This is a genomic window from Brevundimonas sp. (assembly GCF_046299535.1).
In the GTDB taxonomy this organism is placed as follows: domain Bacteria; phylum Pseudomonadota; class Alphaproteobacteria; order Caulobacterales; family Caulobacteraceae; genus Brevundimonas.
Map to the genome: position 1 here is coordinate 143,009 of NZ_JBKBIB010000002.1, position 26,404 is coordinate 169,412.

The 26,404-nt window shown below is 67.3% G+C and carries 20 protein-coding genes and 1 pseudogene; 14 read left to right on the plus strand and 7 right to left on the minus strand.

Annotation, left to right across the window (positions count from 1 at the left end; translation table 11 throughout):
* Positions 1-29 precede the first annotated feature (29 nt).
* Positions 30-1,412 carry a glutathione-disulfide reductase gene (gor, locus tag ACK4FB_RS02220; RefSeq protein WP_409747390.1) on the plus strand — a complete coding sequence of 461 codons (1,383 nt, stop codon included), beginning with the start codon at positions 30-32 and terminating at the stop codon, positions 1,410-1,412.
* A gap of 4 nt (positions 1,413-1,416) precedes the next feature.
* On the opposite strand, the gene ACK4FB_RS02225 is transcribed toward gor, so the two are convergent.
* The 5 genes and pseudogenes from ACK4FB_RS02225 to ACK4FB_RS02245 all read right to left on the minus strand — a co-directional run.
* The gene (locus ACK4FB_RS02225; RefSeq protein ID WP_409747391.1) at positions 1,417-2,514 is read right to left on the minus strand and encodes a serine hydrolase domain-containing protein; all 1,098 of its coding nucleotides are present in this window, start codon (positions 2,512-2,514) and stop codon (positions 1,417-1,419) included.
* Positions 2,515-2,637: 123 nt separating this feature from the next.
* A complete protein-coding gene (locus ACK4FB_RS02230; protein WP_409747392.1) occupies positions 2,638-3,231 on the minus strand; it encodes a hypothetical protein in 594 nt (197 codons plus the stop codon).
* Positions 3,232-3,567: 336 nt separating this feature from the next.
* Positions 3,568-4,263: a hypothetical protein gene (locus ACK4FB_RS02235; RefSeq protein WP_409747393.1), complete on the minus strand. Its 696-nt coding sequence runs from the start codon at positions 4,261-4,263 to the stop codon at positions 3,568-3,570.
* 47 nt (positions 4,264-4,310) lie between these two features.
* Positions 4,311-4,898: a DpnI domain-containing protein gene (locus tag ACK4FB_RS02240; protein WP_409747395.1), complete on the minus strand. Its 588-nt coding sequence runs from the start codon at positions 4,896-4,898 to the stop codon at positions 4,311-4,313.
* Between the two features lie 47 nt (positions 4,899-4,945).
* A pseudogene (locus ACK4FB_RS02245) lies at positions 4,946-5,122 on the minus strand (DpnI domain-containing protein); the annotation flags it as partial.
* Between the two features lie 442 nt (positions 5,123-5,564).
* On the opposite strand from ACK4FB_RS02245, the gene ACK4FB_RS02250 reads away from it, so the two are divergent.
* A complete protein-coding gene (locus tag ACK4FB_RS02250) occupies positions 5,565-7,283 on the plus strand; it encodes a retron Ec67 family RNA-directed DNA polymerase/endonuclease (protein ID WP_409747397.1) in 1,719 nt (572 codons plus the stop codon).
* A gap of 3 nt (positions 7,284-7,286) precedes the next feature.
* Here ACK4FB_RS02250 and uvrB read toward each other — a convergent pair whose 3' ends face one another.
* Positions 7,287-9,617 carry an excinuclease ABC subunit UvrB gene (uvrB, locus tag ACK4FB_RS02255; RefSeq protein WP_409747399.1) on the minus strand — a complete coding sequence of 777 codons (2,331 nt, stop codon included), beginning with the start codon at positions 9,615-9,617 and terminating at the stop codon, positions 7,287-7,289.
* A gap of 77 nt (positions 9,618-9,694) precedes the next feature.
* Here uvrB and ACK4FB_RS02260 point away from each other — a divergent pair, with 77 nt between their 5' ends.
* Positions 9,695-10,426, plus strand: a complete 732-nt coding sequence (locus tag ACK4FB_RS02260) for an extensin family protein (RefSeq protein ID WP_409747401.1) — start codon at positions 9,695-9,697, stop codon at positions 10,424-10,426.
* Positions 10,427-11,203: 777 nt separating this feature from the next.
* Positions 11,204-14,275 (plus strand): TonB-dependent receptor domain-containing protein, encoded by a 3,072-nt coding sequence (locus ACK4FB_RS02265; RefSeq protein ID WP_409747403.1) that lies wholly within the window; start codon positions 11,204-11,206, stop codon positions 14,273-14,275.
* 565 nt (positions 14,276-14,840) lie between these two features.
* Here the strand turns inward: ACK4FB_RS02265 and ACK4FB_RS02270 are convergent.
* Positions 14,841-18,398: a class I SAM-dependent DNA methyltransferase gene (locus ACK4FB_RS02270; RefSeq protein WP_409747405.1), complete on the minus strand. Its 3,558-nt coding sequence runs from the start codon at positions 18,396-18,398 to the stop codon at positions 14,841-14,843.
* A gap of 213 nt (positions 18,399-18,611) precedes the next feature.
* On the opposite strand from ACK4FB_RS02270, the gene ACK4FB_RS02275 reads away from it, so the two are divergent.
* The 10 genes from ACK4FB_RS02275 (at position 18,612) to ACK4FB_RS02320 (ending at position 26,387) form a co-directional block, all read left to right on the plus strand.
* On the plus strand, positions 18,612-18,911 hold the full coding sequence (locus ACK4FB_RS02275; protein ID WP_409747649.1) for a PadR family transcriptional regulator: 300 nt from the start codon (positions 18,612-18,614) through the stop codon (positions 18,909-18,911).
* 41 nt (positions 18,912-18,952) lie between these two features.
* On the plus strand, positions 18,953-20,059 hold the full coding sequence (locus tag ACK4FB_RS02280; RefSeq protein ID WP_409747407.1) for an HAAS signaling domain-containing protein: 1,107 nt from the start codon (positions 18,953-18,955) through the stop codon (positions 20,057-20,059).
* A 69-nt stretch (positions 20,060-20,128) separates the two neighbouring features.
* Complete coding sequence (locus tag ACK4FB_RS02285; protein ID WP_409747408.1) at positions 20,129-20,917, plus strand: isocitrate lyase/phosphoenolpyruvate mutase family protein; 789 nt, start codon at positions 20,129-20,131, stop codon at positions 20,915-20,917.
* Between the two features lie 69 nt (positions 20,918-20,986).
* Positions 20,987-22,222 (plus strand): DUF418 domain-containing protein, encoded by a 1,236-nt coding sequence (locus tag ACK4FB_RS02290; protein ID WP_409747410.1) that lies wholly within the window; start codon positions 20,987-20,989, stop codon positions 22,220-22,222.
* A 52-nt stretch (positions 22,223-22,274) separates the two neighbouring features.
* On the plus strand, positions 22,275-22,673 hold the full coding sequence (locus ACK4FB_RS02295) for a hypothetical protein (protein WP_409747412.1): 399 nt from the start codon (positions 22,275-22,277) through the stop codon (positions 22,671-22,673).
* Between the two features lie 40 nt (positions 22,674-22,713).
* Positions 22,714-23,853, plus strand: a complete 1,140-nt coding sequence (locus ACK4FB_RS02300; RefSeq protein WP_409747414.1) for a beta-ketoacyl-ACP synthase III — start codon at positions 22,714-22,716, stop codon at positions 23,851-23,853.
* Positions 23,793-24,584 (plus strand): iron-containing redox enzyme family protein, encoded by a 792-nt coding sequence (locus ACK4FB_RS02305; protein WP_409747416.1) that lies wholly within the window; start codon positions 23,793-23,795, stop codon positions 24,582-24,584. Before ACK4FB_RS02300 ends, ACK4FB_RS02305 begins: the two co-directional genes overlap by 61 nt.
* Positions 24,581-25,531 carry a DUF6999 family protein gene (locus ACK4FB_RS02310; RefSeq protein ID WP_409747418.1) on the plus strand — a complete coding sequence of 317 codons (951 nt, stop codon included), beginning with the start codon at positions 24,581-24,583 and terminating at the stop codon, positions 25,529-25,531. Before ACK4FB_RS02305 ends, ACK4FB_RS02310 begins: the two co-directional genes overlap by 4 nt.
* Before the next feature lie 121 nt (positions 25,532-25,652).
* A complete protein-coding gene (locus ACK4FB_RS02315; protein WP_409747420.1) occupies positions 25,653-25,988 on the plus strand; it encodes a hypothetical protein in 336 nt (111 codons plus the stop codon).
* A gap of 21 nt (positions 25,989-26,009) precedes the next feature.
* A complete protein-coding gene (locus ACK4FB_RS02320; RefSeq protein WP_409747422.1) occupies positions 26,010-26,387 on the plus strand; it encodes a hypothetical protein in 378 nt (125 codons plus the stop codon).
* Positions 26,388-26,404 lie beyond the last annotated feature (17 nt).

The following is a 26,404-nucleotide window of genomic DNA, read 5'->3' on the forward strand; positions in this document are numbered from 1 at the left end:
TTTTTCCGGTCTGAAACCAGGAGCCCCGGATGCCCGAGACCTACGACTACGACCTCTTTGTCATCGGCGCGGGCTCAGGCGGGGTGCGGGCGGCGCGGCTGACGGCGCTGGGGGGCAAGCGGGTCGGGATCGCCGAGGAATACCGCTACGGCGGCACCTGCGTGGTGCGTGGCTGCGTGCCCAAGAAGCTCATGGTATACGCCTCTGAATTTTCACACAGTTTCGAAACCGCGCGTGGCTACGGCTGGACCGTGGAGAACCCGACCTTCGACTGGCCGACCTTCCTTGAGGCCAAGGATGTAGAGATCGCGCGCCTGTCGGGCATCTACGCCGCCAATCTGGGCAAGGCGGGGGTGGATGCGTTCCACGCCCGCGCCGTTCTGAAGGACGCCCACACCATCGACATGGGCGACAAGGGCGTGGTCACCGCCGAGAAAATCCTCATCGCCACCGGCGGCCGTCCCTGGGTCCCCGAGGATCTGCCGGGCGTCGAGCACGCCATCACCTCGGAGGAAGCCTTCCACCTGCCCGAGCTGCCGAAGCGCATCATGATCGCCGGCGGCGGCTATATCGCCGTCGAGTTCGCGGGCATCTTCGCCGGGCTGGGCGTCGAGACCACCCTGGTCTATCGCGGCCCCAACATCCTGCGCGGCTTCGACGACGACGTGCGGGCCCATCTGGCGGGCGAGATCGAGAAGCGCGGCATCAAGGTCGTGCTGGGCTGCCAGCACGAGTCCATCGAGAAGACCGACGCCGGTCTGGTCAGCCATCTGGCGGGCGGCATGACGCTGGAGACCGACCAGATCATGTTCGCCACCGGCCGCATCCCCCACGTGAAGGGCCTGGGCCTCGACAAGGCGGGCGTGGAGCTGACCGAGCACGGCGCCATCAAGGTGGACGGCCACTCGAAGACCACCGCCGACAACATCTGGGCCATCGGCGACGTCACCGACCGCATGAACCTGACCCCCGTGGCCATCCGCGAGGCGGTCGCCTTCCACGAGACGGTGTTCAAGGACAATCCCCAGGCCTTCGACTACGAGGCCGTGCCCACCGCCGTGTTCAGCCAGCCCCCCGTGGGCACCGTGGGCCTGACCGAGTCCGAGGCCCGCAAGGTCTGCGGCGAGATCGACGTCTATCTGACCCGCTTCCGCCCCATGAAGACCGCCTTCTACGGCGACGAGGAGCGCACCCTGATGAAGCTGGTGGTCCAGGCCTCCACCGGCCGGGTCGTCGGCTGTCACATCGTCGGCCCCGACGCGCCGGAGATGATCCAGCTGGCGGGCATCGCGGTGAAGGCGGGCCTGACCAAGGCCCAGTGGGACGCCACCTGCGCCGTCCACCCCTCCGCCGCCGAGGAGCTGGTCACGATGCGCGAGAAGCAGAGGCCCGAGAGCATGTCCGCCGGCTGAGCCGTCAGGCGCCCCGCACCGCCGCCGGGATGATGTCCCGGTCCATCAGGGCGTGCAGGGCGGGCAGGTGGCTTTCGGCCCGGGGGTGCGGATTGGGGTCCGAGATCATCACCACCGTCAGGTCCAGGCCGGGCACGATGAACAGCATCTGCCCGCCATAGCCCCAGGCGAAGTGGACGTCGCGCCCGCCGGACCGCCGCGTGAACCAGCCATAGCCGTAGCCGTTGCCGCTCCACGGCGACACGCCCCGGCTGCGCCAGCTCTCCTCGACCCAGCCCTCGGGCAGGATGCGGCGCCCGTCGATCACCCCGTCCAGCCGGTACAGCTCGCCGAACCTGAGCAGGTCCCGCGGCGACATCAGCATGTCGTTGCCGCCGAAATAGACCCCTTGCGGATCCCGCGGCCACGGCGGGATGCGGACGCCCAGCGGCTCGCCCAGCCAGTCCACCGCCAGGGCGTGGGTGCTGCGCCCCGACGCCCGGGTCAGCACCGCCGACATCAGGTGCGACGTGCCGGTGGAATAGATCATGCGGCCGCCCGGCTCATCCTCGAACGGCCGCGCCAGCGCATGCCGCACCCAGTTGGGGCTGGTCACCCAGCGCCCGTACTGGTCGCCCGAGGTGCGCCCCAAGCCCGCCCGCATGGACAGCAGGTGCCCCACGGTCAGATCCGACAGTCGCGGGTCGGGCGAGGCCGGCAGATCGGCCGCCAGCACCGGCGCCACCGGCTGGTCCACCCCCTCCAGCACGCCCCGCTCGATGGCGATCCCGGTCAGGGCCGACAGCACGCTCTTGGACGCGGACTTGATGTTCACCGGCGTGTCCAGCCCCGGCCCGCGCAGCCGCTCCTCCACCAGCACCTCGCCGTCACGGGCGATGATCACCGCATGCAGCCGGTCCAGCCCCCGCGCCTCAACCAGCGCCCGCTCCACCATGGCCGCGTCCAGCCCGCGCGTGTCCGGCCGCGCCGCCTCCGTCCGATCGGCCTGACCGTCCGCCGGTCCCGGCGAACAGGCCATCAGCACGCCTCCCGCCGCCACGGCCAGCCCGCGCCGCAACCGGCGCATCAGGGCAGGGCAGGGGGTGGGAAACAGTCGGGGCATGGGCGATCCTTCACATCGGCCGCGCCGGCGCGCGCCCCGTGGACAACACCTCATCTACGCACCGGTTCGCCCGGCGGTTTCATAGACCCTCCCTTCTCCCTCAGGGGGAGAAGGAAGCGACACTCACGGCCACGCCTCCGCCTTCCCCGGCGGAATTCCCTGATCCTCCCGCCACGCCTCCCGATTGGCCTCCAGGGTCGCCTCGTCCAGCCGGAACAGGTGTCTCAGCCGGCCCTCCTGATCCCAGAACGCCTGGGTCCATTCGTGCTTGCTCATATAGTCCCGGTCCGCCGCCGCGACCTCGGGCCCCAGCCGTTCGGCGCGCCAGTCCAGCACGAAGCCCGCATGCCACAGGGGCACATCGTCCAGCGGCCCGCCCTGCATGGCCTCGGCCAGCTTGACGGCCAGCTTCCGGGTCTCCTCCCGCTGATAAAGGAACGCCTCCATCGCCCGCTGCGCCCGCTTGTCCCAGCCCTCCACCGGCTCCGGCGCGGGGTCCTCGGGCCGCTGCCGCCGCCAACCTTCGGAGGCCCGCCGCCGCCACAGATTGGCCAGCCCCACGTCATACCGCTGCGCCAGCGACGCGCCCGTCTCCCCGCGCTCCCACCCGCGCCGGATCTCGGCCCAGGTCTCCTCGCACCGGATCTTGTGGGGCCTGCGCCCGGGCATGTCGTACGGATCGTCCATGCCGGTCAGGCTGGGGCGCCGAAACGTCAAAACCGGACGTATCCTCCCCCTCTGGGGGTGGAGGAGGAGCGGCGGAGCCGATCCGACGACGGGACCATGCGCAGCATGGTGGAGGGGGTGTATCCGCATCCCCGATCCCTTCTCCCTCCCCATTCGGGGAGGGTGGTCGGCGCGCAGCGCCGGTCGGGTGGGGAGGGCTCGGCGAACCCCATGGGGGAGGATTGGCGTGGTTTCCCTTCACCGGGGCGCGCGCAGGGTGAGGGCCCGGTGGTCGCCACCCCTCATCCCCCCGCGCACAGAACCTCCGCCTGGCTCCGGTGCACGGGGCGCTATTTCCCGGTCAAGGTGGAAGGAAGAGAAGAGGTTTCAGGCGTCGTCGTTCACTTCGGTTTCGGTCTCCGGGACTGCCCCGCCGGCCTCGTCGCCGGGGAGCAGGATTGCGGGTTGGAGGTTTCCGGCGTTGTTTTCGACCGCCTCGCGGATCAGGCTGTTCGCGTAGTTGACCCCGCACTTGACGTCATAGGCGTTGACCACCGCGGCGATCGCCTCGGGACCCCAGGTGTCGAAGCGGCCGCCAGCGATGGCCGTCATCAGGGCCTGGCGCTCGACCGCACGGCCCTGATGCACCACCCTGTAGATCGTGCCAGTGTCGTGGTTGGCGAACAGGCGCGAGTCCGAGGTCTGGCGCAGCGACTGGATAAAGCTGGATCCGCCGGCAAGTTCGGTGGCCGAGCCGAGGCTGGAAGCGCCGGTCGCGGCGACGCCCAGCCCCATCGAAAGCAGGTCGAGCGAGCCCCCGAAGGCGTTGCGGCCCGAGCTGATGCCGACAAGGTAGTTTTCGCATTTCCGGTCGCTCCGGCCGAGCAGCATGAAGGCGAGCTCTCGCGCGAGATTGGCGCGGTCTTGCGCCGTCGAGGCGCTGTTGAAACGGTCGCGCCAGGCCCCGTCGGCTTCAAGATATTCGCCGTTCATCCTGGCGCCGATTTCATAGGGGCTGAACGGCGCCAGCGTGCCGCAGCCGGACAGGGCGGCGGCGGCGATCGCGCAAACGGCGGCGAGCAAGAGTTTGTGCATGTGGTTCTCCTCCCGAACGGAGGCTGCTCGCCGACTCAGGCGACGTCAATGAACAATGTTCTTCGGGAAAGGGTCAGGACCGCCGATACGTCCCGCGCCGCTCCCCGAACGCCAGCCAGCCGTCCCGGGTCTGACCCGGGAGCCCGCAACACCTGCAGCTGCTGCCTGATCTTCGGCCGCACATGCCGGTTGGCCGGATGCCGCGCCGACAGCCGGGCCTCGAAGGCGTAGATGTCGTTCAGAACGAAGTCCGGGCGGCCGGCGCGGGCGGTATGGTCCTCCACGCACCGCATCACGTCCAGCAGCCAGCCGCGCGCCTTCAGGTCTGCGTCACGCAGGAAGCCCGTGGCGGCCCAGGCGGCGCGAACCTCGGCCCTGGGCGCCGGGACGCCGCCCCGGATCAGGCTGATGCGGCCGGACGCCGGGACCTGCCCGATCAGGATGTTGCAGCCCACCCAGGGATTGCTCCGCCCCTTCGGGTGGGTCGGCTTGCGGGCCTGAATGATCGCGGGTGTGAAGACATGACGGGGCACCAGGATCAGGTCCGTCACCCGCCCGGCGGCGCGGTCATAGCTCATGGCGAACAGGTTCGGGTTGTTCGCCGCCGCCAGTCGGGCCGTCATGGCGCGGCCGATTTCCTCGGAAATCGGCTCTTTGAGTGGGCCGAAATCTACGATTTCGGCCTAGCGCCGTCCGGGATGGAGCGCCCCAGCTTTCCGCGCTTGGCCTTGAGCTCATATTCCTCGCCGCAGTCGTCACCGCGGAAGTCGGCGACGGGCGCGTTGTTCGGCAACTGCGGCAGGCGGTCGGCGGCGCAGGCGGGACAGAAGCCGTGCAGCGCCATCCACGCCTCGGTGACGGATCACGCGGTCTGGGTCGGCCCCCTGAAGGCGACGGCCGGTTCGGCGAAGCCCAGCTCACACCAGTGATTGTCGTCCTGCCCCATCTCCCACCGTAGCGGGTCGCAGGTCAGGGGTCAGCCCCGCCTGCTCTCTGCGCGAAAGGGTGAGGGGCGAGTGGTCAGGGAGTGCCGCTTCGGCGGGCGCTGCGGCAAGGCAGGCGCGCCGCGACGTCGGCAGGCACGCCGACAACCTACAGATTGCCGCTCAGTGGGTGACATATCGAGAATCGCCACCTAGGGTAGCGACTGCTTGCGGATAGATTTTGCTGCCCTGCTTCGGGGCAGTTGATCGGGACGTTCCACTGAATGCCCTACGCGACGATACGCTTTCTATGTAAACCCTTGGTTTGCCAACGAGTATCCGCAAGCCCTTTCTCCAAGACTGAAAATGACAGCTCTAGATCGCCTTCGGCGGTGCTCGACTTTGGCGGACGTGGCCCTCCTGCTAGGCTTCAAGCCATCCGGGTTATCGTACGTAATCTACAAGATTGATGACCAAGCGAAATACTACGAGTTTGAAATCCCAAAGCGAAGTGGAGGAACTCGAACCATCCACGCGCCGATCGAAGAACTCAAGCTCGTCCAAAAGAGGCTCGCTGAACATCTGACGCTCTGCCTTCGAGAGATTACAGAGAAAAAGGAGATAGAAGATCAATGCGTTCTATCCCACGGATTTCGAAAAGGGTTCTCTATCGTCACAAACGCAAAGCGCCATAGAAATCGGCGCTTCGTATTTAACGCTGATCTCGCTGAATTTTTTCCATCAATAAATTTTGGACGGGTCCGGGGCTACTTTAGTCATAATCGCGACTTTCAACTCCCGATTAAGGTCGCGACGATCCTAGCTCAGATAGCTTGCCGCAATGGCGAGTTGCCCCAAGGCAGTCCGTCATCTCCGGTAATATCAAATCTGATAGGCAACATCCTCGACGTTCATCTTGCGAATTTGGCTTCCCGCCACGGCTGTACATACACGCGATATGCAGACGACTTGAGCTTTTCAACGAACCTAAGAAGTTTCCCTTTTGCGATCGCAAGACCTGACCCCAGCGGTTCGGGACGTTGGACGGCCGGTGCAGAGCTTGAATCTCGCATACGGCGGGCAGGATTTGACCTGAATCCCGCGAAGTCACGAATGTCGATGCGTGATTCACGACAGATGGTCACTGGATTGATAGTCAATCAGATCGTGAACGTCCCGGAAGAGTATTCAAAGCAAACTCGCGCGATGTGCGATAGGCTATTCCGAACTGGAAAATACGATTACTCATTTGGCACCAAGACGCCGAACGCAAGTCGGGCGCTTGAACCCCTGCACGGAAGGCTGTCCTACGCGTTTAATGTTAAATTTCCAAAGGACGAGGATGGGAACAGGCCATCGTATGACTGGAGGAACGAGAAACCGCCTAGCCTATATCGCCTATATAGGCAGTTCCTAGACTATAAATATTTCTATGGGATCCAGCGGCCGACGATTCTCGCAGAAGGCAAGACTGACAACGTCTACTTGCGGGCCGCGATTAGGGCTCTAGCCGGCTCCTACCCGAGCCTAGCAACAACTGCTGCAGGCAATACCGCATTAATACCCCATTTGTTCAAGCGTAATGAAACCACGAGAGTGGTTCAGGAACTCGGCGGTGGTACGGGCGAGTTGCAGACGTTAATCCCGCGATACAAGTCCTCAACTTTGGCGTTTTCCGCGCCGCGTCCGACGGCACCAGCCATCATCCTTGTTGACAATGACACCGGAGCTCGCCCGGTTTTCAGTGTTGTCCGCACGGTCACCAAAGCTACCAAGGTGGACGGCACCGCCCAATTTTATCACATCCACGGAAACCTATACGTGGTGCCGCTTCCTCTGCAGGGGGGCGCGATGACTGATATTGAGTCCTTCCTCAAGCCTGCGGTCACGGGCGTCATCCTGAACGGCAAAAAGTTCCACAAGGGTAACACTGGACTCAATCCAGCCACCCATTTCGGGAAGGCCAAGCTGGCGGATTACGTCGCCAAGCAGCCCCCAGGTGCGGTCGACTTCAGCCAGTTTGTGGCCGTCCTCGATGCAATCGTAGCCGTGCAGGCGGATTATCAGGCCCACGGTTGGCGATAACCCCTACAACCTTCCCTTCCTGAACGCCTCCGCCGACGCCGCGCGCGCCGCAGCGCGGTCCCGCTTCGGCGCGTCCTTGTCCACCGTTTCGCCCGCCCCCGTCAGGGCCTCGTTGGCGAATTCCAGGTCCATGAGCTTCATGTGCTTGATCTCGTCGCGCAGCTTCGCGGCCTGTTCGAACTCCAGGTTGGCGGCGGCCTCGCGCATGCGGGATTCCAGGTCCTTGAGGGCGGCCTGGAAGTTGGTGCCGACGAAGGGCTTTGAGTCCTCCTTGACGCCCGGGGCGGTGAGCTTGTCCAGGGCGCGGGACTCGTAGGGGCTTTCGATGATGTCCTTGATGTTGGACTTGACGCTTTCGGGCGTGATGCCGTGTTCGGCGTTCCAGGCCTGCTGCTTCTCGCGGCGGCGGTCGGTCTCGGCCATGGCCCGCTCCATGGAGCCGGTGATGCGGTCGGCGTAGAGGATGACGCGGCCGTCCACATTGCGGGCGGCGCGGCCGATGGTCTGGATCAGGGAGGTCTCCGAGCGCAGGAAGCCTTCCTTGTCGGCGTCGAGGATGGCGACCAGGCCGCACTCGGGGATGTCCAGGCCCTCGCGCAGCAGGTTGATGCCCACCAGCACGTCGAATGAGCCCAGGCGCAGGTCGCGCAGGATCTCGATGCGCTCGATGGTGTCCACGTCGCTGTGCATGTAGCGCACGCGCACGCCCTGTTCGTGCATGTATTCGGTGAGGTCCTCGGCCATCTTCTTGGTCAGGACGGTGACGAGGGAGCGGTAGCCGGCGCGGGCCACGTCCTTCACCTCGGCGATGACGTCGTCCACCTGGGAGAAGCCGTCCTTCGAGACCGGGCGCACCTCCACCGGCGGGTCGATCAGGCCGGTGGGGCGGATGACCTGTTCGGTGAAGACGCCGCCGGTGCGGTCCAGCTCCCACGGGCCGGGGGTGGCGGAGACGTGGACGGTCTGGGGCCGCATGGCGTCCCATTCCTCGAACTTGAGCGGGCGGTTGTCGATGCAGGACGGCAGGCGGAAGCCGTATTCGGCCAGGGTCGCCTTGCGCCGGTAGTCGCCCCGGAACATGGCGTTGATCTGGCCGATGGTGACGTGGCTCTCGTCCACGAACAGCAGGGCGTTGTCGGGGATGTATTCGAAGAAGGTGGGCGGGGGCTCGCCGGGGCTGCGGCCGGTCAGCCAGCGGGAATAGTTCTCGATGCCGGCGCAGGAGCCGGTGGCCTCCATCATCTCCAGGTCGAAGCGGGTGCGTTGTTCGAGGCGCTGGGCCTCCAGCAGCTTGCCGTTCTCGACCATCCAGTCGAGGGTCTCCTTCAGCTCGGCCTTGATGCCGGTGATGGCCTGGTTGAGCGTCGGGCGCGGGGTCACATAGTGGCTGGCCGCATAGACGGTGACCTCCTCCAGGTCGGCGGTCTTCTTGCCGGTGAGGGGGTCGAACTCGGCGATGGACTCGATCTCGTCGCCGAACAGGCTGACGCGCCAGGCGCGGTCCTCCTGGTGGACCGGGAAGATCTCGAGGGTGTCGCCGCGCTTGCGGAACATGCCCCGGTCGAAGGCGGCGTCGTTGCGTTTGTACTGCAGCGCGATCAGGTCGGCCCGCAGCTTGGCCTCGTCGATGGTCTGGCCCACCTTCAGGTCGAAGGTCATGGCCGTATAGGTCTCCACCGAGCCGATGCCGTAGATGCAGCTCACCGACGCCACCACGATCACATCGTCCCGCTCCAGGATCGACCGCGTCGCCGAGTGCCGCATCCTGTCGATCTGCTCATTTATACTTGAGTCCTTCTCAATATATGTATCTGTTCGTGGAACATATGCTTCTGGTTGATAATAATCGTAATACGATACAAAGTATTCAACCGCATTATCCGGGAAGAAACTCTTGAATTCGGAGTAGAGCTGGGCGGCCAGGGTCTTGTTGTGGGCCAGGATCAGGGCGGGACGCTGGGTCTGTTCGATCACCTTGGCCATGGTGAAGGTCTTGCCCGAGCCGGTGACGCCCAGCAGCACCTGGTCCCGCTCGCCGGATTCCGCGGTGGAGACTAGCTCGGCGATGGCGGCGGGCTGGTCGCCGGCGGGCTCAAAGGGCGCGACCATGCGAAAGGGCGTCTTCACCCGCTTGTCGGGACGCGAGGGGCGGTGGGGCGTCCAGTCGGCGTCGACGCCGGGCGCGATCTCGGCCGTCAGGCGCGGGCCGGTGATCGGTGCAAACATCGGGTCCTTGCCACGCTTCTTCGACGCGTCGTGCACGAAGGTCCCCGACATGTCAGACACCCCCGGGGCGTGGACGGGCTTGGCGGATTTGGAACGAGAACGGGCCATGAACGCCAAGGTAGTGACCCGGGAGGCGGACGGCTAGGGGGATGGTAAGCTGCACCCGACTCACTCCCGGAGGTTTCATGCGCGCGTCCCTTCCCCTGCTGTTGCTGCTGGCCCTGGCCGGATGCAGCCGGCTGCTGTCGGACGGGACCCCGCCGCCGCGCCCGGCGCCGACGCCGTCAGGGGCGCCGCCGGCGTCCATCAGCGAGGTGCTGATCGACCGGCCCATCGACGGGCGGACCCGGAACGCGGTGCTGGGCGAGGGGGCGAACCTGGGGCGCTGCCTGGCCCAGCTGTCGGCGGCCAATGTGCGCTTCAGCCCCCAGCCGGACCGGGCCACCACCGGCAGCTGCGGCCTGTACGACGCCGGCACCCTGGGGCCCGACATGGGCACGGTGGCGCGCATGACCCCGGGCGACCCGACCGTGACCTGCCAGACGGCCCTGGCCATCAGCATCTGGCGGCGCCAGTCGGTGGAGCCCGCCGCCCGCGAAATCTTCGGTCAAGACGTTGTATCCATTGACCATTTCGGCACCTACGCCTGCCGCCCGGTGAACAATGTGGCGGGCAACCGGCCCAGCGCCCACGGTCTGGCCGCCGCCCTGGACTTCTCTGGCGTGCGCCTGAGGGACGGGCGCCGCATCACCGTGTCCGGCGACTGGAGCGGAACAGGCCCGGAAGCCCGCTTCCTGCGCCGCATCCGCGACGACGCCTGCCGCATCTTCGGCACCGTCCTGAGCCCCGACTACAACGCCTTCCACCACGACCACCTGCACCTGGAGGCGACGGGCGGGCGCGCGTTCTGCCGGTAGATTTCAGACCCTGACACCGGAAAAAAGAGTGTCTGAATTGTCTGAATTGCTGGAATCCGGCGGGCGGGGGCGGACCTCCCCGGGAGGGGGGAGGCCAATGCTAACGTTGCACTCCGGATGCGAAAAACAGTGCAACGGGGTGCAACGGACCGGCATGGCAAGGCTGGCCCGCCAGGGCGGCAGTCGGTGAGACGACGACTCGAAATCAGTCCAGTCACGGCCTCCGCGTTTCATGCACCTCCTGTGGCTTGATGGGGACGGACAGGATGGGACCTCGCCGAAGGCGTGGGCGAAAGTCTCTGTGGAAAATCGTCAAGGCGCTGGAATCGTGCGGCTTGGACGCGGTGTGTCTGCGGAGGTTGGCGGGTTCGGACGGTTGGCGACCTGACCAAACACGTCGAAAAACAGGCTGAAATTAATCGCCGCCGGCTAGGGAACAAATCGCTGAAATTTCAAATGGTTCAAAAAATTGGCGGACTTTTTGGGCAAAGAGTGCGCCGCCAGGCAATGGCAGGCGCATGAAAGATTTAAGAAAATTGGGACGAAAAAATCGACGATATATTATATGAGGCGACATGATGTCATCTAAATGGTCAAGCTTTGCCATTGATAATGTTGTATATTTGTAACCAGTGACAATATGACGACAGATTCCCGGCCCATATATGGTTGAACAGGGTGGGTTATAGACTGCACGATAGCGCTACGGATGAGGCGAAGTTGCGCCATCTCTCGCTTCATACTGAAGCGTAGATAGCTCTGTTGTGTGAGAATTTAATGAGAACGAATAAAAGCTTCCTGCTTAGCGGCACTATAGTTGCGGGCCTGACTCTGGCGACGTTGGCGCCGCAGGCCGCCATGGCGCAGCAGGCCGAAGGGCCGGGCGTCACGGAGGTTGACGAGATCGTCGTCACCGGTTCGCGGATTCGCAGATCGGACCTGACCGCGACGGCGCCGATCCAGGTGCTGGGCGGCGACAACATTCAGGAGCGCGGCATCGTCAATGTGGGCGACGCCATCAGCCAGCTGCCGATCACCGGCACGCCCATCAACGCATCGGGCGACCAAGGCTCGTTCGGCGTCGGTCGGAACTATGTGAACCTGTTCAATCTGGGCACACAGCGGACTCTGACGCTGGTCAACGGCCGCCGTTTTGTCGGCGGCAACGCGGCATCGCTGTTCACTGGCGCGGCGCCGGGCGGGCAGGTCGACTTCAACGTCATTCCCTCGGCCCTGATCGATCGCGTGGAAACCGTCCAGGCGACGGGCGGCGCGGTCTATGGCTCTGACGCCGTGGCGGGTGTGGTGAACGTGATCATGCGCACCGACTTCGACGGGCTGGAGTTCAACACCGAGTACGGCGTGTCGGAGCGCGGCGATGGCGACCAGTGGCGCGCCCGCGTCACGGCCGGCCGGAATTTCATGGACGGCCGCGCCAATCTGGCCGGCAGCTATGAGTATTCCGAGACGAGCGCCCTGGGGTACACGGACCGCGCCCGCACCTCCTTGCAGCTCATCAACACGGTCAATCCGTTCAACACCGGTCCGGACGATGGGCGTCCCGCGTCCGCCCCCATCACCGACCGCCGCATTCCCGAAGTGACGTTGGGCGGCCTGCCGTTCCGTGCGGGCGGCATCGGGCTGTCGGAAATCCTGACCATCGAGGACCCGAACAATCCGGGCCAGCGGATCGCGGCCCAGTTTGCGCCAGACGGCACCCTGGTCCCGTATGACACCGGCGTGTTCTACGCGGCGTCGGTGGCCTCGGGCGGCGACGGCATGAACCTGGCGGAGCTGACCTCGCTGGTCTCGCCGGTGGATCGTCATGTGGCGACCCTGTTCGGCCGGTATGACATCACCAACAACGTGCGTCTGGAAGGCGAGCTGTGGTTCAACCGCAGCAAGGCGGTCGAGCCGTTCAACCAGCCGATCTACAACGCCGGCCTGTTCGGCGGGGTAGGCGCGCCCTCGGGCATGCTGCGCATGTCCACGGCCAACCCGTTCCTGTCCCCGGAGACGCGGGCCCAGATCCTGGCCCAGCCGGTTCCGCTGGAGGCCGACCCGCTGAACCCGGGCGACGTGCTGTTCAGCCTGTCGCGCGCGTCGGTGGACATCGGCAACAACCAGACGAGCTCGGAGAATGACACCGTGCGCGGCGTCATCAACCTGGCGGGCGACTTCCAGGCGGCGGACCGGAACTTCTTCTGGAACGTGGGCGCCAACCACGGCGTGGTGGACGGTTTCTTCACCAGCCCCAACGTCATCCAGAGCCGCTTCGTCCAGGCGATCGCTGTGGAGACGGGTCCTGACGGCCAGCCGCGCTGCGCCGATCCGGACGCCCGCGCCGCCGGATGCGTGCCGCTGAACCTGTTCGGCCAGGGGGCGCCGGACCAGGCGGCCCTTGACTGGGTCGGGGTGGAGTTCCGCAGCGACTTCGAGATCAAGCAGACGGTCTATGAAGCCAACTTCGGCGGCGACCTGATCCGGCTTCCGGCCGGAACGGCCAGCTTCAACGTGGGCTATGAGTATCGCAAGGAAGAGTCCTCGTTCCAGCCCAACGAGGCGCAGGAACAGGGCATCGGCCGCAGCGCAGCGATCACGCCCCTGCAGGGCGAGTACACCACCCGCGAGTGGTACGCCGAGGTGCTGGTCCCGGTGTTCGGGGGCGACCTGTCGTTCCCGGGCATGCGCAGCCTGGAGTTCGAGGGCTCGTACCGCGACGTGGACAACTCGCTGGCCGGGGGCGATGACGCCTATTCCTATGGCCTGCGCTGGCGCCCGATCAACGATCTGATGATCAGGGCCACCCAGGGCAAGTCGTTCCGGGCCCCGGCCATCACCGAGCTGTTCCTGCCCCAGGCCACCAGCTTCATGACGGCCACGGATCCCTGCGATTTCCGCAACATCGACGCCGGGCCCAACCCGGCGGCGCGTCGGGCCAACTGTCAGGCCGAGTTCGCGGCCCTGGGCCTGCCCACGGACTTCGAGTTGACCTCCAATGTCCAGGCGGCGACCGTCCAGGGCACCACCTCGGGCAACCTGGACCTGGTCAACGAACTGGCCGACCAGACCACCATCGGCTTCGTCTATCAGCCCAGCTTCGTGCCGGGCCTGGCCCTGACGGCGGACTGGGTTCAGGTTGAACTGAGCAACTCGATCGAGAGCTTCAACCTGACCTCGATCCTGCAGGTCTGCTACGACTCGCCGGAGCCCCCGGCGGACGTTTGCGGCCGCTTCGAGCGGGGCACGACGGGCGCGCAGGCGGGCCAGATCCTCGGCGCGGCGGATGCGGCCAACGGCACGGGCCCGACCACGGGCTATGTGAACGCCGGCTACCGCAACTTCGAGGGCTGGACCTTGGGCATCGACTATGTGCTGGACCTGGCGGACCTGCCGGGCCTGTTCTACGGCGTCGACAACCCCGGCCGCATCGGCTTCGACTTCGACATGTTCCGCGTTCTCAACCAGAACGTGTCGGTGACGGGCCTGGGCTTCGACGAGGTGGACCAGCGCAACCTGATCGGCAACGCGGACAACCGCTGGAAGCTGGACACCAGCTATCAGCTGGATGACTTCTCGATGCTGTGGTCGACCCGCTACATCGGCAAGTCGGTGTTCAGCAACACCGACGGCCCCGAGCAGCGCCAGCCCCTGAGCGTGCAGGACTACTACCTGAACGACGTGTCCTTCAGCTACCGCTTCGGCGAGCGCCTGGGCATGGGCGACGTGACCGCGCGCCTGGCCGTGCGCAACGTCTTCGACGTGGAGCCGCCGGCATACACCGTCGGGGTCGGCACCTACGACCTGATGGGCCGCTTCTACCAGCTGGGCCTCACCGCCCGGTTCTGATCCGGTTCACAACCACAGATGGAAAGGGCGGGGCGCCATGCGCTCCGCCTTTTTCATGCGCGGCGCCGGGAAAAACAGAGTCCGAATTGTGCGAAACCGGTCCGGGCGAAAAAACAGTGCAACCGGAGTGCAAGGGGGGTGCAACGCCGCTCCGCCGCCGCGCCCCGGAAAAAACAGTGCAAGGGCAGTGCAACAGTGCAACGGCGCCGCCTTGCATCCCCGGGCGCGAAAAACAGTGCAACGGGAGTGCAACGGGGGCCCATCTCCGCGCGCCTGAAAAACAGTGCAACGGGGTGCAAGGGTGCAATGGCCCTCCCTCAGACGGTTGAGGATGACCGGACAGGATAAGGGCGCCCGGAAGGGGTGGGCGCAAAAAGGCGGAAAAAATCGGCGGGGCGTTGCGGGGGAAGGGATTGGGGGGCGGGAAATGGGGGGATTGGGAGCAGGCCCTGCCGTCATTCCCCGCCTTGAGCGGGGAATCCAGACACGCCGAACGGTCCGCGCGGGGCCCGGACGGACGGAGTCTCTGGATCCTCGGGTCAAGCCCGAGGATGACGGCGACAGGTCACGCCGCGCGGCGGGCGGCGAAGGTTCCGGCGGGGAGGGGGGTGGCGTCGCCGTAGCGGACGAGGGTGGCCAAGGCCTGGACGACGCGCTGCTCGATCTTCTTGCCGCCGTTCTTGAAGGCGCGGGACACGGCGGCGGCGTCCATGGGACGGCCCGAGGCCTGAAGCACGGCGCGGATGGCCATGACCTGTTCGCCCTTGTCCTTGGGGAAGGGGGGCAAGGCCTTGTCGATGGCGACGACGGTTGCGCCCAGATCCAGTTCGCCGGATTTGGCGGCGGGCCCCCTGGCGAAGCGGGGGATCTGGTAGTCGGGGCGCAGCCAGCGGACCTGGCCGGCGGCCTCTTCCTTCGCGCGCTCGGCGTTGAGGGCGACGAGGCGTTCGAGGATGATCTCGTCCCTGCTCTCTTCCCCCTTGATGGGGGAAGGGCCGGGGTTGGGGGTGGCGGCCTGTTCGGATGAAGCGCCGTCAGAGCCATCTGCTCCGACCGCCTTCACCCCCATCCCAACCCTTCCCCCATCAAGGGGGAAGGGCTCGAGAAGGTCGTCCCAGCCGTAGGCCTTGAAAGTCGCCCGGTCGATCTGGTCGTGCAGGTCCTTGAGGATCAGGACCCGGCCGCGCGCCTTCACATCGGCCTCAGCATCGGTGAGGTCGGCCCCGGCGCGGACCTTCTCCAGCACATTGTAGAGCCCGGTCAGGGTCAGGTCCGGATGCTCGGCCTGCACCGTCTTGCGGGTGGCGTCCAGTTCCTCGCCGAGGGCGCGGAGGGTGGCGCGGATCGCCTCGTCGGGGTCGGGGAAGGGGAAGGGGTCGAAGCAGCGGGACTTGGAGTAGCGCGGGTCATTGCCGTAGCCGAGCCAGCCGCCAAGGACGGGCGCCCACGTAGTGTGGACCCGGCTGGAAAGGACGCCGAGCAGCCAAGGGTCAGCATCGGCGATTGCGATGACCATATTATCTGGCAGGATGCTGGCATCGAGAAACTGGAATACCCGGTGCTTCGTCGTCTCAACGGTAGCGATATAGCGCGGGCGGCCCTCAAGCGCGGGCCTGAGCTCTCGGCGAGGTTCTCCAAAGATCCACCAGTTGTCGCGGTATGTCGCCCGATTGTTGGCGTCACGTTCAGGCTTCACTGTGTCGAGGAGGTGCTGGTAGACCTCCGGATAGTCTCGTCTCACTTCTTCTGCTGAGAGACCGAAGAGATCGATGACCATAACGCGACGGGGCTTGGACGCGAGGTCGCGGCCGTTGCGGTAATGGCGGATGTGCTGCTCCAGCCCCCGACGACGGCCGAGGCCCAAGTGCGCTGCCTGTTGGGGTGTCACGATGAAGCCGGAACCATGCAGCTTCACGCCCGGTGAGCAGAGTCCTTCGTTGGCCAGTAGCGGACCCGCCTTGGTCACATCCACGCCAACGGTCAGGTCCGAGTTGACCTTGCCCACTCTCGACAGGAACGTCAGCGACGGATCGTCGGTGTCGAGGCCAGACTCAGACATCACCTCTCGCAACTCGCCCTCGTGCGGTCCGGCTTGGGCAACCGTCATCCCGATCCGCACTGCCGCACTGTCCCTCGTCGCTTTCGTCCACGGATGGTCGGGCACGGCGAAGATGATCGAGACCGGGGCCTTGGCGTTCAGATGGCGTTCCATCACGCGGCGCTGGAATACCTGGCTGATGGAGTTGGTGGTGACGAGACCGAAGCGGCGCAGGGGCGTCTTCTTGCGGGTCAGCAACTCGGCGGCGCGGTCCCACCAGTACATGACGAAATCGGCGCTCTCGTTCATGTGTTTGTGCGCCGCCCACAGCGCCTCGGCGTATCCGGGCTCCATGCGTGAGCGCAGCATGGCTCCGCCGATGAACGGCGGGTTGCCGACGATGAACTCGGCGTCCGGCCAGTCGGGGCGGCGGGCGTTGGGAAACACCGGGGCGGGGCCGCCCCCTCCACCAGCCTTCGGCTGGTCCCCCTCCCCCGACGGGGGAGGAGTGATCTCGAACTGCAGTTCCGGATAGCCGTCCCACGTCAGGACCGCGTCCTTCTGCTGGATGTTGCCGAAGGCTTTCAGGATGGGCTCAGCGGGGTGTTCGGAGCGGTTTCGGTAGTGCTGTTGCAGGTAGCCGATCCACAGCACCAGTTCGGCGATGGCGGCGGCGCGGACGTTGAGCTCGATGCCGAGGAACTGGTGGGGGTCGACCTCCTCCAGCCCGATGCCTTCGGTTTCGCCCAGCTCGGCCAGGGCCTCCAGCACCTCGCCTTCCAGCTTCTTCATCAGCTCCAGCGAGACATAGAGGAAGTTGCCGGTGCCGCAGGCGGGGTCCAGCACGCGGGTGGTGCAGAGCTGGTGGTGAAAGGCGCGGACGGCGGCGACGGCCTCCCTGGATTCGCCCCGTTCCTTGGCGTCGGTGACGCGCAGCTGAACGTCGGCCCAGTCCTGACGCAGGGGCTCCATGACCGTGACCTGGACCAGACGCTCGACGTAGGAGCGCGGCGTGTAGTGGGCGCCCAGCTTGCGCCGCTCCGACGGGTCCAGCGCCTGCTCCACGAGGGTGCCGAAGATGGCGGGCTCCACATAGCGCCAGTCGTGTTTCGACGCGGCCAGCAGTTCGCCGATCTCCTCGCGCCCCATGGGGAAGGCGCGGGCGTCCTTGAACAGGCTGCCGTTGAAGTGGCGCAGGTGCGCCTTGAACAGGGAATAGAACCGGTCCTTGTGGTCCGGCGCGTCCATCTTGCGCCACAGCTCCTCCAGCAAGGGCGCGAAGCTGTCGGGACCATCAAGGCAGTCCTCCAGCAGGGCGGTGAACTGACCCCTCGGCAGCAGGTCCACGTCCTCGGCGAACATGGTGAAGATGCAGCGCATGAGGAAGTGGGCGACCTCCTCGGGCGGGTGCTTCGCCTCCAGCGTCTTCGACACCTCCGCCAGCCGTTTGGCGATCTCGCGGGTGACGCGGGCGGCTTCGCGGGACGGGTCGAGCGCCTGCGGGTCGGTCCAGATGGCGACGAGGCGGTCGCGCACCTTGTCATCGCGCAGGTCCTCCAGCCGGATGCGGAAGCTCTTGCGGTCGGGGAAGTGGGTGTAGGCGCGGCCCGAGCCGGAGAAGTCGGCGTAGATCTCGAAGACGTAGCCCACGTCGCAGACGATGATGAAGGGCGGGGCCGGATGGTCGGCGTCGAGGCGGAAGACATAATCCTCGGCCTGACGGCGGGCGTTGCGCATCAGCACGTCCCACTTGCCCTGTGAGGCGGCGACGGAGGTGGTCTCGTCCTCGCGGAACAGGGCCTGCTGATGCTCGTCGCGGTGTTCGGCGCGGGACTGCTTGGCCTCAAGGATGAAGCAGCCGCGCTTGTACAGGTCGATGCGCAGGGTGGAGGCCATGCCCTCGGAGTCGCGCCGCTTGACGCCGCGCTCGAAGACATAATCGTTCCGGGCGGTGTCGTGGCCGGCGGGATCGGGCGAGGGGACGCCGATGGCCAGGCACAGCTCGCCGAGGAACATCTGATAGTTGGCGCGCTCGGCCCCGCCCCGGGCCGCGCTCCATTTGCCGATGAAATCCTCGAGGTCCAAGCCGTCCTCCCCCTGCGGCGCGCACTTCGCCCATGTAGCGCGGCGGTGGCAAGGGGGAGAGGGCATTCTTAGTCGCCCTACCGCTCGGCCCGCGGGGCCTCACTGCTTGAGGGCGCTTGACTCCCTCGTACAGTATGCCGCATACACTGTGTGTCACACACTATGTGACGTGAGTGGAGCAGGCGCGTGGGCGAGGGTGAGCTGTTTGAGGCGATGCGGCTGGAGCTGCGGCGGGGGTCGCTGGTGCTGGCGGTTCTGGCGCGGCTGAGGACCGAGCAATACGGCTATTCGCTGCGCGTGGCCCTGGGCCAGGACGGGATCGAGATGGAGGAGAGCACCCTGTATCCGCTGCTGCGGCGGCTGGAGACCCAGGGCCTGCTGACCAGCGAATGGCGCGAGGAGGACCGGAGGAAGAAGCGGTTCTACCGGCTGTCGCCGCTGGGCGAGACCATGCTGGCGCGGCTGGCGGACGAATGGCGGGGCATCTCGGCCTCGCTGGAGCGGATGCTGTGAGCGGGCCGAATTTCAATCAATCGGGAAGTGGAGGGCGGGGCATGACCCTGACGGAGAAATATCTGAAGGCGGTGGCGGCGCAGTTGCCGGCGGCCGGGCGGGAGGACGTGATCGCCGAGCTGCGCGACGCCCTGATGAGCCGCATGGAGGACCGGGAGGCGGAGCTGGGCCGACCCCTGACCGAGGCGGAGGAGGAGGCGGTGCTGCGCGAGATGGGGCATCCGCTGGCGGTGGCCGCGCGCTTCGGGGCGGGGCCGCACCATGTGGTGGGGCCGGAGCTGTATCCGTGGTGGCTGTTCGGGGTGAAGACGGCGCTGACGGTGCTGGCGGTGATCACCGTGATCGGGGCGGTGGTGCGGATTCTGGTGGGCGACGTGGAGGCGAGTCAGGCGTTCGGCCAGGCGATCCACGGCCTGCTGTGGAGCGGCATGATGATCGTGGGCGTGGCCACGGTGGCGGGCTTCATCATCGAGCGCATGAAGGACAAGCCCGCCTTCCTGACCGAATGGCGGGCGCGGGACCTGGGCCTGTTCGAGATGGGGGTGTTCTCCAGCGCCTGGATGGCCAAGGCTACGGACATGGTGGGCGGCGAGCGGGCGGACGGGATCAAGGACCCGGCGCCGGGCCGCATGTCCCCCACGGCGGGGGCGGTGGCCTCCGGGGTGGCCTGGGGCGTGTTTGTGCTGTGGTGGACCGGGGCGATCGGGCGCGAGATCCGGCCGGGCGTCATCGGCGGCGAGCTGATGGTGGACGGGGTCGACTGGGGCCTGCTGGTCAACGAGACGGTGGCGTGGATCTGGTGGCCCCTGCTGGCCTTCGGCGGGGCGCGGGCGGCGTTCCACCTGATGCGGGCGGCCATGGGGGCGCCGGTGCGGTTCACCGCCTTCGGCGATGTGGCGTTCAGCATCGCCAGCCTGGGCTTCATCGGCTGGTTCTGGCTGTACTCGCCCATGGCGCCGGTGATCGCGGTGGATACGGCGCAGGGCTTCGTGGACCGCGTGCGGCTGCTGTGGACCACGGGCGAGATGGTGGTTCCCGCCGTGATCATGATGGTGACGGCGGTCGCCTTCATCGCGGAGGTGTTCACCCTGCTGGGGGCGGCGGGGCGGTTCGTGACCGGGCGCGACGGGCGCAGACACGCCGGGTGACCGGGGCCGAAAACCGCCAGACGGCGAGGGCGGTCCGGGGCAGGGTGGCGGCCTGAAGGGGAGATGATCATGAGCCAGTCCGACCGCACCGCCGCCTTTCACCGCCTGCATGAGGACGGGCTGCTGATCCTGCCCAACGCCTGGGACGCGGGCACGGCGCGGCTGATGGAGAGCCTGGGGGCCAGGGCGGCGGCGACCACCAGCGCGGGCGTGGCCTGGGCCCACGGCTGGCCGGACGGGGACGTGCTGCCGGTCGCGCAACTGGTGGATACGGCGCGGGCCGTGGCCGGGGCGGTGGACGTGCCCGTCAGCATCGACATCGAGGGCGGCTATGCGGACACCCCCGAGGGGGCGGCGGCGACGGCGCGGGCGGTGTGGGACGCGGGCGCCGTGGGCATCAACATCGAGGACGGCGGCGGGACGCCCGGGGCGCTGGCGGAGAAGATCGCGGCGATCCGGGCGGCGTGCGGGCCGGGGCTGTTCATCAATGCGCGGTGCGACGTCTGGCTGAGAGGCCTGGGCGGGCTGGACGAGGGTCTGGCGCGGGCGGCGCTGTACCGGAAGGCGGGGGCGGACGGGGTCTTCGCGCCCGGACTGGCGGAGGCGGAGAGCATCCGGGCGCTGGCGGCGGGGATCCACATGCCGCTGAACCTGATGGCGGTTCCGGGCCTGCCGGACGCGGCGGCGCTGACGGCGCTGGGCGTGCGGCGGCTGAGCGCCGGGGCGGCGATCAGCGCGGCGGCCCTGGGGCTGGTGCGGGACCGGGCGCGGGACTTCCTGGCCACGGGCGACGCCGCGCCGCTGGGCCAGGGCGCCATGGGCTGGGCCGAGCTGAACGGGATCATGGCGCGGCCCTGATTTTCACCCGCTCACGCGTTTTCCATAACCGTGCTATCGAATCTCCCGGGACAACGGGAGATGGGTCGGATGAGCCCGGTGGTGGAGGGGGCGTCCAGGGCGGCGGCGCGTCCCGTGGCCGGGGGCGAGCGCATCGTCCTGATCGACACCCTGAGGGCGCTGGCCCTGCTGGGCGTCATCATCATGAACTATTTCTCGATGCACATCGTGGTGGTCGGGGAGGCCCTGTTCGCCGGGCCGGCGGATTTCGCCACGGCCACCGCCAATGTCATCCTGATCATGGGCAAGGCGCGGTCGTGCTTCGCCTTTCTGTTCGGGCTGGGGTTCGGCATCCTGCTGATGCGGGCGCAGGCGCGGGGCGGCGGCTTCGACGGCTTCTATGTGCGGCGGATGCTGGCGCTGCTGGCGTTCGGGATGGCCAATCTGGTGTTCCTGTTCTGGGGCGACATCCTGATCGTCTACGCCCTGCTGGGGCTGGTGCTGATGCTGTTCCGGAACTGGAGCCAGCGGGCGGTGCTGGCCGCCGGGCTGATCCTGATCATCGTCCCGCCGCTGGCGCACGGGGCAGCGGTTCTGGTCGCGGGCGAGCCGGTGAGCAACTTGTCCAGCCTGTCGCCGGAGGCGATGAACGACCGGTTCCGCGCCCTTGAGTCGGTGTGGGGCGTGGGCAGCTATGTGGACGCCATGCGCGCCAATGTGGCGCACTATCTGTTGAGCCTCTGGGGCGACCTGTTCTATCGCGCGGTCTATGTGATCGGCGTGCTGGGGCTGTTCCTGCTGGGGCTGTGGACGGCGCGGTCGGGGATGCTGGACAACCTGGAGGCGTGGCGGCCGTGGCTGCGCCGGGTGGCGTGGATCTGCCTGCCGCTGGGCCTGATCCTGAGCGCCGTGGGCCTGCCCCTCGCGGCGGGCATGGAGATTCCGAACACGCTGCGGGCGGCGGCCACGGCGGCCTATGTGGGCCTGCCGGTCATGGCGTTCGGCTATCTGGCGGTCTGGACCCTGATCCTGACCCGGCGGTGGGGCTGGATCCAGCGGCTGCTGGGGCCGGTGGGGCGCATGGCGCTGACCAACTATCTGCTGTCGTGCGGGATCGGGACCTGGCTGGCCTACGCCTGGGGGCTGGGTCTGGCGGGGCGGCTGACCACAGCCGGGGTGGAGGCTGTGGCGCTGGGGGTGTTCGCCGGCCTGATCGTGCTGAGCCACCTGTGGCTGGCGGTGTTCCGCTTCGGCCCGGCCGAGTGGCTGTGGCGGTGTCTGAGCCATGGACGGCTGCAGCCCATCGGGCGCGAACGCCGGGTTTGATTTTCCCGCGCGGGGCGGGCATCACGGACGCGGACGAACGGGGAGAGTTGCGATGCGCGGCCTGGGATCGGTGATTGTTCTGGTGGTGATCGGGGTGATCCTCCTGACCGCCTTTCTGGTGGGGTGGCCGCGCTACAATGTCTATCGCCAGGAGATGGCCGGCCGGGCCGCCTACGCCCAGGCCGAGCAGGACCGGCGCATCCGGGTGCTGGAGGCGCAGGCGGCGCTGGACTCGGCGCAGCTGACGGCCCAGGCGGAAATCGCGCGGGCGCGGGGCACCAACGAGGCCAACCGCATCATGGCCGACAGCCTGGGCGGGCCGGAGAACTATCTGCGCTGGTCCTACATCAACATGCTGCAGGAGACCGCCGGGCGGGGCGACCGTCAGGTGATCTACATCCCCACCGAGGCGGGCATGCCAATCCTGGAGGCCGGGCGCCGGGCGCAGTAGGGCCTTGCTCCCGCCGTGATCGGGCGGTCTGACTGGTCCCATGAGTGATGCGTTGCGCGATGTCTTCATCACCGGGACGGGCGCGGTCCTGCCGGGTGAGCGGGTCGGTAACGACCGCATGGAGGACTTCATCGGTCGGGTCGGCGGGCGGCCGTCGGCGGTGGGGCGCAGAGCCTTGCGCTGGAACGGCATCGAGGGGCGGCACTACGCCCTGACGCCGGACGGGGCGCCGCTGCACTCCAACGCCTCCATGTGCGCCGGCGCGGTGCAGGCCGCGCTGGACGACGCCGGGCTGGGGATCGCGGACCTGCAGCATCTGGGCGCGGCGACGACCCAGGGGGATTATCTGGTTCCGGGCCACGCCAGCGCGGTGCAGGCGGAGCTGGGCGCGGCGGCGCTGGAGGCGGTCAGCTATCAGTCGGTCTGCGCCAGCGCCCTGATGGCGGCAAAGGGCGCCTGGCTGAGCGTGCGGGCGGGGGAGGCCGACGTGGCCGCCGCCTGCGCCGGGGAGTTCTCGTCGCGCTGGTTCCGGCCCGCGTTCTATGAGGGCACGGCCCTGACCGACCGGCGCGGGCGGGTGCGGATGGAGGCGGATTTCCTGCGCTTCACCCTGTCGGACGGGGCGGGCGCGGTGGTGATGGAGCCCCGGCCGCGGCCGGGGGGACGGAGCCTGAAAGTGCGCTGGATCGACATGACCTCGCTGGCCGGGCGCTTCGACCCGTGCATGTGGGCGGGGTCGACCTTCGCGGACCGGGCGGACCTGAAGAGCGCCTGGAGCCATGCCGGGCCGACGGCGGCCCATGGGGCGGGGGCCATGGCGCTGCTGCAGGACTTCGAGCTGCTGAAAATCGTGATCCGGGCGTGGATCGGGGTGTGGCTGGGAAAGGTGGATGCGGGGCGGATCGCGCCGGATCAGGTGGACCACCTGCTGTGTCACTATTCCGCGCGGTCGTTGCGGGCCGAGATCGTGGGACTGCTGGAAAATACGGCGGCCATGATCCCGGAGGAGCGATGGTTCACCACCCTGCCGGAGAGCGGCAACGTGGGCTCGGCCTCGATCTGGGTGATGCTGGACGCCTTCCTGAAGTCGGGGCGGGGCAAGCCGGGCGAGACGGTGCTGTGCATCGTGCCGGAAAGCGGGCGGGCGATGATCGGATTCATGATGCTGGAGATCGTGTGATGGCGGACGACCGTGTGACGGCAGGCAGCCCCTCCACCACTTCGTGTTCCCCCTCCCCACAGGGTGGGGAAGAGATGGTGCACGACACCCTGCGCAAGCTGGCGGTGGTGTTCGCCGACTTCGAGCAGCGGCTGGAGGCGACGCCCCTGATCCGCAAGCTGACGCGGGGGCGGTTCGAGACGGCGGACTATCACGCCTTCCTCATCAACCTGCGCCAGCAGGTGAAGGACGGGTCGCTGTGGATGAGCCGGGCGGCGTCCAGCATCGACGAGGCGCATCTGGAGCTGCGCTCCACCCTGATGAAGCACGCGGTGACCGAGCACCGGGATTTCCGCCTGCTGGAGCAGGACTTCGTGGCGGCGGGCGGGGCGCTGGAGGCGATTCAGGGCGCGCCGAAGAATGTGGGGTCCGAGGCCCTGTCGGCCTGGATGTTCCATGAGGCGTCGAAGCCCAATCCCTTCGGATTGCTGGGGGCCATGTTCATCATCGAGGGGCTGGGGTCCATCAAGGCGGCGCCGTGGGGGCGGATGGTCAAGGAGCGGCTGGACCTGCCCGAGGACGCGGTGCGGTTCCTGCTGTATCACGGAGAGAACGACGCCGCGCACATGGAGGAGTTCCGCGAGATGCTGGGCATGGTCCTGCCGGACGCCGGGACAGCCGAGCGCATCGTCATGTGCGCCCGGGTGACGGCGCGGCTGTATGCGCTGCAGATCGAGGAGATCGCGGCGTGAGCCTGTCGGACGGTATCGCGGTGGAGCGGGGGCGGGCGCGGCCCGATCCGTTCGATCCGGCCGGGTTCGACCCGAAGGATCCGGACCCGTGGATGGCGCTGTATCTGGACCAGAGCCTGCCCATCGACGACGGGGCCAAGCGGGCCTTGCTGATGGGGGCGCGGTCGTGGTCGCGGCGGTGGCTGTTTCCGGTGAGCCGGCCGCTGGTGCTGCTGTTCTTCTGCGTGGTGAAGGTGTTGCGGGCCCTATCGCCGCGCTTCCCGAACCTGAACGGCCTGCTGCACAAGACCATTCACTGGGGGCTGCGGGTGTTCGGGACGCCGGAGACCAACACCCTGATTCTGCGGCATTTCCACATCGGCACCGAGCTGTTGGCCTTCATGCGGGCCAATGCGGGGCCGGTGACGGTGTCGAGCCATCCGCTGCGGCCGACGCGGCTGAAGGACATCGAGGCTGACCTGTTCCTTCAGCACGATCTGAACGTGTTCAACTTCATCATCGAGCTGAACGCGGCGCTGAGGGAGCAGGGGCGCGAGCTGACGCCGCCGGAGCGGGTGGATTTCTCCATGATCTCGGATGAATTCCCGGCCTTCGAGGCGTTTCCGAAGGGGCCGCTGAACTTCGTGGACGTGCAGACGGCGGTGGAGTTCTACACGCCGCTGTACGCGCTGATGCTGCCGCGCCGGGACTTCGTGCGGGCGGCCCATTCGCTGCAGCTGGACGAGACGGTGGCCATCTATATCGCCCGCATCCTGGGCACGGACTATCACCTGGCCTTCATCAAGAACGGCCATCCGATGGTGTCCCTGTCGACCCTGCAGGCGGGGTTCCGGCTGATGATGCACGGGCTGGATTGCGAGGCGCTGCACGGCTGGCTGCGGCTGCTGAAGGCGCGTCAGGCGGCGGGCCTGCCGCTGGACCCGCGCAACCCGACGGCGGCCGGCTGAGGCCGGACGGTCGTCGCCGAACGCCGGTTTGCATTCATGCCGGGTTCATGAAGCCTGACCGCATGTTGTGACCCGGATGTGCGCGGCGCTCCAGCCGTGCCCGCAGGGGCGAGGGGTCGCGATGACGAAACTGATGAAGCGGGCGCGGGGGCTGGCCATGGCCGTCGCGGCGGCGGTGGGGCTGTCCGGATGCGTGACGGATCCGGCGTTCATGGAGGGGCTGGCCATGGCCATGGACGATATCGCGGTGGAGACGGCCTACATGGCCGAAGACGCGCGCTGTTACCGGCACCTGTCCAACAGCGGGGAATGGGTGACCCTGTGTCCGCTGCCGTACGGCCAGGTGGCGCCGCCGCCGCGCCTGCGCCCGCGTCATGATCATGGCCGGGGACGCGACCGGGACCGGGGCGGGCGGGATCGGGATCGGCGGGACGGGAAGCGGGGGTCGGGCTGGTGATGGCGTCGGGGGAGCGGTGAGTTGATCGGGGCGATGGCCGCGCTGGTGGTGATGGCGGTCCAGCCGGGACCGACGGGCGGGGCCTGTGTGCAGTCGCTGTGGCATCGCTATGGCGACGTGCGCGTGGCCGACCTGTGCGCGGGGGTGAACAGCAACGTATGCTACGGGACCGCCGCGCAGTTCATGAGTTTCGAGCGCGCCGCCGACCTCTGTCGCCATGTGCAAGGGGAGGGCTGTTTTCGCGCGGCCATGATCCATTTCCCCCTCCAGCGCTCGGCGGATCTGTGCCGCCATGTGCAGGAGGCGTGCTTCGTCGCGGCCTATCGCTACCAGACGCTGGACGGCGCGGCGCAGCGATGCCGGATGGCCGCCCCGGGGAGGGGTGCGGGGAACCGCTGACCGGGCGAGGGATTGAA

Coding starts and splice junctions, on each gene's coding strand:
- ACK4FB_RS02300 (WP_409747414.1), top strand. CDS start 22,714: ATGAGTGATGCGTTGCGCGATGTCTTCATCACCGGGACGGGCGCGGTC.
- ACK4FB_RS02290 (WP_409747410.1), top strand. CDS start 20,987: ATGAGCCCGGTGGTGGAGGGGGCGTCCAGGGCGGCGGCGCGTCCCGTG.
- ACK4FB_RS02280 (WP_409747407.1), top strand. CDS start 18,953: ATGACCCTGACGGAGAAATATCTGAAGGCGGTGGCGGCGCAGTTGCCG.
- uvrB (WP_409747399.1), bottom strand. CDS start 9,617: ATGGCCCGTTCTCGTTCCAAATCCGCCAAGCCCGTCCACGCCCCGGGG.
- gor (WP_409747390.1), top strand. CDS start 30: ATGCCCGAGACCTACGACTACGACCTCTTTGTCATCGGCGCGGGCTCA.
- ACK4FB_RS02295 (WP_409747412.1), top strand. CDS start 22,275: ATGCGCGGCCTGGGATCGGTGATTGTTCTGGTGGTGATCGGGGTGATC.
- ACK4FB_RS02250 (WP_409747397.1), top strand. CDS start 5,565: ATGACAGCTCTAGATCGCCTTCGGCGGTGCTCGACTTTGGCGGACGTG.
- ACK4FB_RS02225 (WP_409747391.1), bottom strand. CDS start 2,514: ATGCCCCGACTGTTTCCCACCCCCTGCCCTGCCCTGATGCGCCGGTTG.
- ACK4FB_RS02265 (WP_409747403.1), top strand. CDS start 11,204: ATGAGAACGAATAAAAGCTTCCTGCTTAGCGGCACTATAGTTGCGGGC.
- ACK4FB_RS02275 (WP_409747649.1), top strand. CDS start 18,612: ATGCGGCTGGAGCTGCGGCGGGGGTCGCTGGTGCTGGCGGTTCTGGCG.
- ACK4FB_RS02260 (WP_409747401.1), top strand. CDS start 9,695: ATGCGCGCGTCCCTTCCCCTGCTGTTGCTGCTGGCCCTGGCCGGATGC.
- ACK4FB_RS02285 (WP_409747408.1), top strand. CDS start 20,129: ATGAGCCAGTCCGACCGCACCGCCGCCTTTCACCGCCTGCATGAGGAC.
- ACK4FB_RS02315 (WP_409747420.1), top strand. CDS start 25,653: ATGACGAAACTGATGAAGCGGGCGCGGGGGCTGGCCATGGCCGTCGCG.
- ACK4FB_RS02240 (WP_409747395.1), bottom strand. CDS start 4,898: ATGACGGCCCGACTGGCGGCGGCGAACAACCCGAACCTGTTCGCCATG.